Consider the following 5,127-nt stretch of genomic DNA (forward strand, 5'->3'; position numbering starts at 1 on the left):
CAGCGTTCGCCTGGCGAGGACGGCCAACCCGCCGTGTATTGGCATACATAAGGGTTGGCACCCGGAGTCCAGGCGGGCGCTGAGGTTCCGCTACCGGCACCGCTATGCAGGACGAGGGTGGAAAAACCTCGTTGATTTGCGGGGTTACGGGAGCCAGCCGACTCGGCCGCGGAGGGCTGCGTAGCCGACGAAGGCGACGACGTCGATCAGGGCGTGGCCGACGATCAGCGGCCAGAGGCGGTTGGAGCGCTGCCAGATCCGGCCGTAGACCAGGCCCATCACCACGTTGCCGACGAACCCGCCGAAGCCCTGGTACAGGTGGTAGCTGCCGCGCAGGACCGCCGAGAACCACAGCGCGCGGTTCTCCGACCAGCCCAGCTGCCGCAGGCGGGTCAGCAGGTAGGCCACCACCAGGACCTCTTCGGCGAAGGAGTTGCCGAAGGCGGCCAGCGTCAGGACCGGGGCGCGCCACCATGCGTCGTCCAAAGTGGACGGCTGGACCGTCAGGCTGAGGCCGAGCGCGTGCGCGGTCAGGTAGAGGCCCAGGCCGGGGATGCCGATCAGCGCGGCCAGGCCCATGCCGCGGAAGAAGTCCCGCGCCGGCTGGGAGCGGTCGAGACCGACTCGCCACAGCGCCACTCCGCTGCGCCACAGCAGGAACGCGCCCAGCGCGCCCCAGGCGATCAGCCGGGTCACGCTCACCAGCTGCTGGAACATGTCGAGCAGTCCGAGCTCGGCGCGCGGGACGTTGATCGCGGCGTGCTGGTCGGCCAGCGGTTCCGGGCGCAGCAGTGCGTCCAGCAGGGACAGCAGGCTCTGCAGACCGGACAGGCCGAGGGTCACGGTGAACACCACGACCAGCTCGACGATGATCGCCTTGCGCTCCCGGCGATCGGTGATCGCGGCGGGATCGCCGGGGCGGGTGGGGGCCAGCCAGGCGCGCAGGGTGCTCACCCGAACGAACCTACCTGGACGGGTGGAACCGTCTGGCAATACCGGGAAACCTGCTCCGGAACGGCCCGCGGGGTGGTGGCGTCGGATCGGTGACGGCCCGGCGGAGGTGGGCATGGACGTGTTCGTGTGGGGTGCGGCCGACACCGAACGCGCGGTGCGCGTGCTGCAGGCGGTGCGCGGGTTCGAGGCGCTCGACGGACCCGTGGGCTCGGCGGACCTGCTCGGCGTGCGCGACGGCGTCCTGGTGGAGCTGCGGCACTGCGACCCGGGTGGACTCCAGGTGCGGTTCGTCGACGGGACGAGCCCCGGCCGGGCTGCCGTGGTGGCGCGCTCGTTCCTGTGGATGATCACCCGCCGGGGCGGCGTCGACGAGGCGATGCTGGTCGGCCCTGGCGCTCACGGCTTGCGCTTCCGCAGCGGCCGGATCCACCGCCTCGAACCCCTGGACTCCGAGACCGTCCAGGACGACTGACGTCGCTCCGGGTCAGGCGGAGCGCTGTTGCGCGAGGAAGGGGCAGCCGACGAGGCGGCGGAGTTCGGCTCCGAGGTGTTCGGTCGTCGTCGCCGGGCGGGAGAAGGCGAGGCGGACGTCGTGGTCGCCGTCGGTGGACTCCACGCGCAGGCGCAGGCCGTACTTGTCCAGGCCGAGCGGGCGGACGTGGCCGCCGCGGAGCTGCTCCGGAAGGTGCCGGCCGAGCAGGCCGACGACGTCCCGGTGGGACAGCTCCAGGTGGCGCAGCCAGGAGTCCTCCTGCATGCAGAACGGGTCGGGCGCGGCGGCCTGGAAGTCGGCCACGTCCACCGAGCTGGTGCCCTCGGAGTCGGCCAGCACCAGCGACGCCGACTCCAGCTTCAGCACGGTCGCGCCGTGCCCGGCGTCCAGCAGCCGCGGGTCCGGGCGCTCCTCGGCGACCGCGAGCACTTCAGCGCGGGCGTCGTCGCCTTCCAGCAGGCTCACCCAGCCGGTCAGCCACAGCAGGCCGCGCACCGGTTCGCGGAGCCGGACGGGCGTCGGGTCGGCGATCTCCAGCACCGCGGCGAGTTCGCTGCGCGGGGCTTGCCAGGCGGCGGCGATCAGCGGGTGGTCGTCGGCCAGCAGCACGGTGGCCGAGCCGTCCGCGTGCACGTGGTGCAGCAGCGGGGCGACGCGCACCGAGGTTTCGCTGGACGGCAGGAGCGCGGCCCGGCCGCCTCGCTTGGCGATGCTCCTGGCCCGCTCCGCCGGGCTGGGCGTGGCGGGCTTCCGGGTCGTCGTCTCGCTCACCGCTCACCTCCAACTTAGGCAACCCTAACTTATCAGGGCGGGGTGCGGAAGTCGTCTGGTCGGGGGATCTCGACCCGATTTCGCCGACGTCCCCTTACTACCAGCTGGGACGCTGCTGCGGGAGCCGATCGTCGCCGGTGGTGGGAGGGGGTCGTCGGCCCTGGTCGGTGCCCGGTGGATGATGAGGTTCGAACCAGGCGAGGGAGGCGCTCATGACCCCGCCGGACGTCCGTTTATCGGGCACCTTTGTTCACTGGGCGATACGGCATTAGCGTGTCAGCCGTGTCAAGCGCTGTTGAGCTTCGCGCGCCCGGTCCGCGCGGCATCCCGCCCTTGTTCGCCCGTCTGGTTGACGACGCCGCGTTGTTCCCACCGGGAACACCGGCCGTTCCCCAGGTCGTGGCGGACCACCTCGACGCGCGCGGCGGTGCCTTCACCGGACTGCTGGGGCCGATCCTGTGCCAGGCCTCGCGGCTCGCCGAGCTGATCACCGAGCTGGCCAAGGTCAAGCCGAGCGCCCCGGTGCCGCTCTCGCTGGTGTGCGACACCGGCCTGGGCGGGGTGCCGAAGGCGCTGTCGATCATCGAGGGCAGGCAGGAGCTGCTGGCGCTGCGGATGGTGGAGATGCCCGCGCCGTCGGACGTCGACGACATCTGGCTGGAGCGGGTGTCGGAGTTCGTGCCCGAGGACATCATCCGGGTCGTCGAGCCGCGGCGCGGCGGCGACGGCTGGCTGGACGGCATCCGCCGGGTGGCGGAGCACGGCTGCTGGCCGAAGCTGCGCTGCGGAGGTCCGACCGCCGAATCGGTGCCCTCGGTCGACGTGGTCAACGACTTCCTCGCGGTCGCGGCCAGCCTCGAGGTGCCGTTCAAGGCCACCACCGGCCTGCACTACGCGGTGCGCGGCACCGACCCGGAGACCGGGTTCACCCACCACGGCTTCCTCAACCTGCTGGTCGCCACCGCTCGCTCGCTGTCCGGCAAGGACGTGCGCGAGGCGCTGGCCAGCACCGACGGCGCCGCGCTCGCGGCCGAGGCCCGGGCGCTGTCCGACGACGCGGCCAAAGCGGTTCGCGACGTCTTCGCCTCCTACGGCGCACGATCGTTGAAGGACCCGATCGCCGAGTTGGAAGGATTGGGGTTGCTTTGACCTGGATCGAGGATCCCGAGTTCGCCCCGGACCAGCCGTTCGGCCCGCAGACGCTGCCCTACGGGGTGCTGGTGACCGGCAACGGTCCCGTCGTCGCGGTGCGGGTCGGTCGGCACGCGCTGCCGCTGCGCGGCATCTCCGGGGCGCTCGGACCTCGACTCGCCGAGCTGGTCTCCGGCGATTCCCTCGATCCGCTGCTGGCCGCGGGCCGCGAGCGCTGGCAGGAGCTGCGCGAGCGGCTCGTCGAGATCGTCGACGCCGATCGCGCACCGGCGGGCGCGAACCTGGTGCGCACCGACTGGCACACCCTGGTGCTGCCGTTCACCGTCGCCGACTACGTCGACTTCTCCGCCTCGCGGCACCACCTGGAGAACGTCGGCCGCATCTTCCGCCGCGCCGCCGCGCCGGTGCCGGAGAACTGGTCGCACCTGCCGATCGCCTACCACGGCCGCTCCGGCACGGTGTACGTCTCGGGCACCGACGTGCACCGGCCGAGCGGGCAGCGCAAGGCCGCCGGCGACCTGCACCCCGCGTTCGGCCCGACCAGGCGGCTGGACTTCGAGGCGGAGGTCGGGTTCGTCTGCGGCGGCGAACCGGCCACCCGGGTGTCCACATCGGACTTCGCGGAGCACGTGTTCGGCGTCGCGCTGGTCAACGACTGGTCGGCGCGGGACGTCCAGACCTGGGAGTCCGACCCGCTCGGTCCGTTCCTGGCCAAGTCCTTCGCCACCTCGATCGCCGGCTGGATCACCCCGCTGGCGGCCTTCGAGCAGGCCCGGATCCCGCTGCCGGGCCCGGACCACGTTCTGCAGCCCTACCTGGTGGAGACCGAGCCATGGGGGCTGGACCTGCGGCTCGAGGTGCGCTGCAACGAGACGGTGCTGTCCCGGCCGCGCTTCGAGCACATGATGTGGTCGCCCGCGCAGCAGCTGGCGCACCTGACGGTGAACGGCGCGACGGTGCGCCCGGGCGACCTGTTCGCCTCCGGCACCGTGTCCGGGCCGCAGCGCGACCAGTGCGGTTGCCTGCTGGAGCTGACCTGGGGCGGGGCCGAACCGATCACGTTGCAGGACGGCGAGCAGCGCACCTTCCTCCAGGACGGGGACCGGGTGACACTGCGGGGTAGTGCGCCGGGGCCCGGGGGAACGGTGGTCGGGCTCGGCGAGGTGACCGGCACGGTGCTGGCCGCCGCTCGGAGGTGACGCGATGGCTCCACCAACCACCCCGGAGCCGATCCGCGCGCTCCACGACGCCCAGCCCAGCACCAAGGAGAGCTCGCTGACGCTGGAGCGCGGGCTGAGCCTGCTGCAGGCGGTGGCGGAGTCGGAGAGCGAAGCGCCGACGATCAGCGATCTGGCCGCGACCATCGGCGTCAGCCGCGCGGCCGTGTACCGGCTGCTCGGACCGCTGCAGCGCCGCGGCCTGGTGCGCCGCGAGGGCTCGAAGGTGCGGCTGGGTCTGAGCGTCCTGTGGCTGGCCGGGCGGGTGCTGCCGCAGTTGCGCGTGGCGTCGCTGCCCGCGCTGCGCGATCTGGCCGAGCGGGTCGGGGCGACGGTGCACCTGACGGTCGCCGATGGCGGCGAGGCGCAGGCCGTGGCCGTGGTGGAACCGTCGTGGACCGTCTGCCACGTGTCGTACCGGGTGGGCAGCCGTCATCCGGTGCAGCGCGGAGCGGCGGGGCGAGCGGTGGACCTGCCGCCCGGCGGCCCGAGCTGGCTCACCAGCAGCGGCGACTTCCAGCCCGGCGCGTTCACCGTGGC

At 72.6% G+C, this 5,127-nt stretch carries 6 protein-coding genes; 4 read left to right on the forward strand and 2 right to left on the reverse strand.

Annotation, left to right across the window (positions count from 1 at the left end; translation table 11 throughout):
• Positions 1-144: 144 nt before the first annotated feature.
• Positions 145-954, reverse strand: coding sequence for a CPBP family intramembrane glutamic endopeptidase (locus tag ABTZ89_RS35570; protein WP_408641889.1), 810 nt, complete (start codon positions 952-954; stop codon positions 145-147).
• A gap of 112 nt (positions 955-1,066) precedes the next feature.
• Between ABTZ89_RS35570 and ABTZ89_RS35575 the strand changes: the two genes are divergently transcribed.
• The gene (locus tag ABTZ89_RS35575) at positions 1,067-1,426 is read left to right on the forward strand and encodes a hypothetical protein (protein ID WP_270950895.1); all 360 of its coding nucleotides are present in this window, start codon (positions 1,067-1,069) and stop codon (positions 1,424-1,426) included.
• Between the two features lie 12 nt (positions 1,427-1,438).
• Here ABTZ89_RS35575 and ABTZ89_RS35580 read toward each other — a convergent pair whose 3' ends face one another.
• On the reverse strand, positions 1,439-2,218 hold the full coding sequence (locus tag ABTZ89_RS35580; protein ID WP_270950893.1) for a DUF2470 domain-containing protein: 780 nt from the start codon (positions 2,216-2,218) through the stop codon (positions 1,439-1,441).
• 282 nt (positions 2,219-2,500) lie between these two features.
• Here ABTZ89_RS35580 and ABTZ89_RS35585 point away from each other — a divergent pair, with 282 nt between their 5' ends.
• The 3 genes from ABTZ89_RS35585 to ABTZ89_RS35595 form a co-directional block, all read left to right on the forward strand.
• A complete protein-coding gene (locus ABTZ89_RS35585) occupies positions 2,501-3,367 on the forward strand; it encodes a hypothetical protein (RefSeq protein WP_270950891.1) in 867 nt (288 codons plus the stop codon).
• A complete protein-coding gene (locus ABTZ89_RS35590; protein WP_351053262.1) occupies positions 3,364-4,569 on the forward strand; it encodes a fumarylacetoacetate hydrolase family protein in 1,206 nt (401 codons plus the stop codon). Before ABTZ89_RS35585 ends, ABTZ89_RS35590 begins: the two co-directional genes overlap by 4 nt.
• 4 nt (positions 4,570-4,573) lie before the next feature.
• A partial coding sequence (locus ABTZ89_RS35595; protein WP_351053265.1) for an IclR family transcriptional regulator occupies positions 4,574-5,127 on the forward strand: 554 nt, incomplete at its 3' end.

Origin of the sequence: Saccharopolyspora sp. NPDC002686, from assembly GCF_040295745.1 — a bacterium.
Classification (GTDB): Bacteria; Actinomycetota; Actinomycetes; order Mycobacteriales; family Pseudonocardiaceae; genus Saccharopolyspora; species Saccharopolyspora oryzae.

Coding starts and splice junctions, on each gene's coding strand:
- ABTZ89_RS35575 (WP_270950895.1), top strand. CDS start 1,067: ATGGACGTGTTCGTGTGGGGTGCGGCCGACACCGAACGCGCGGTGCGC.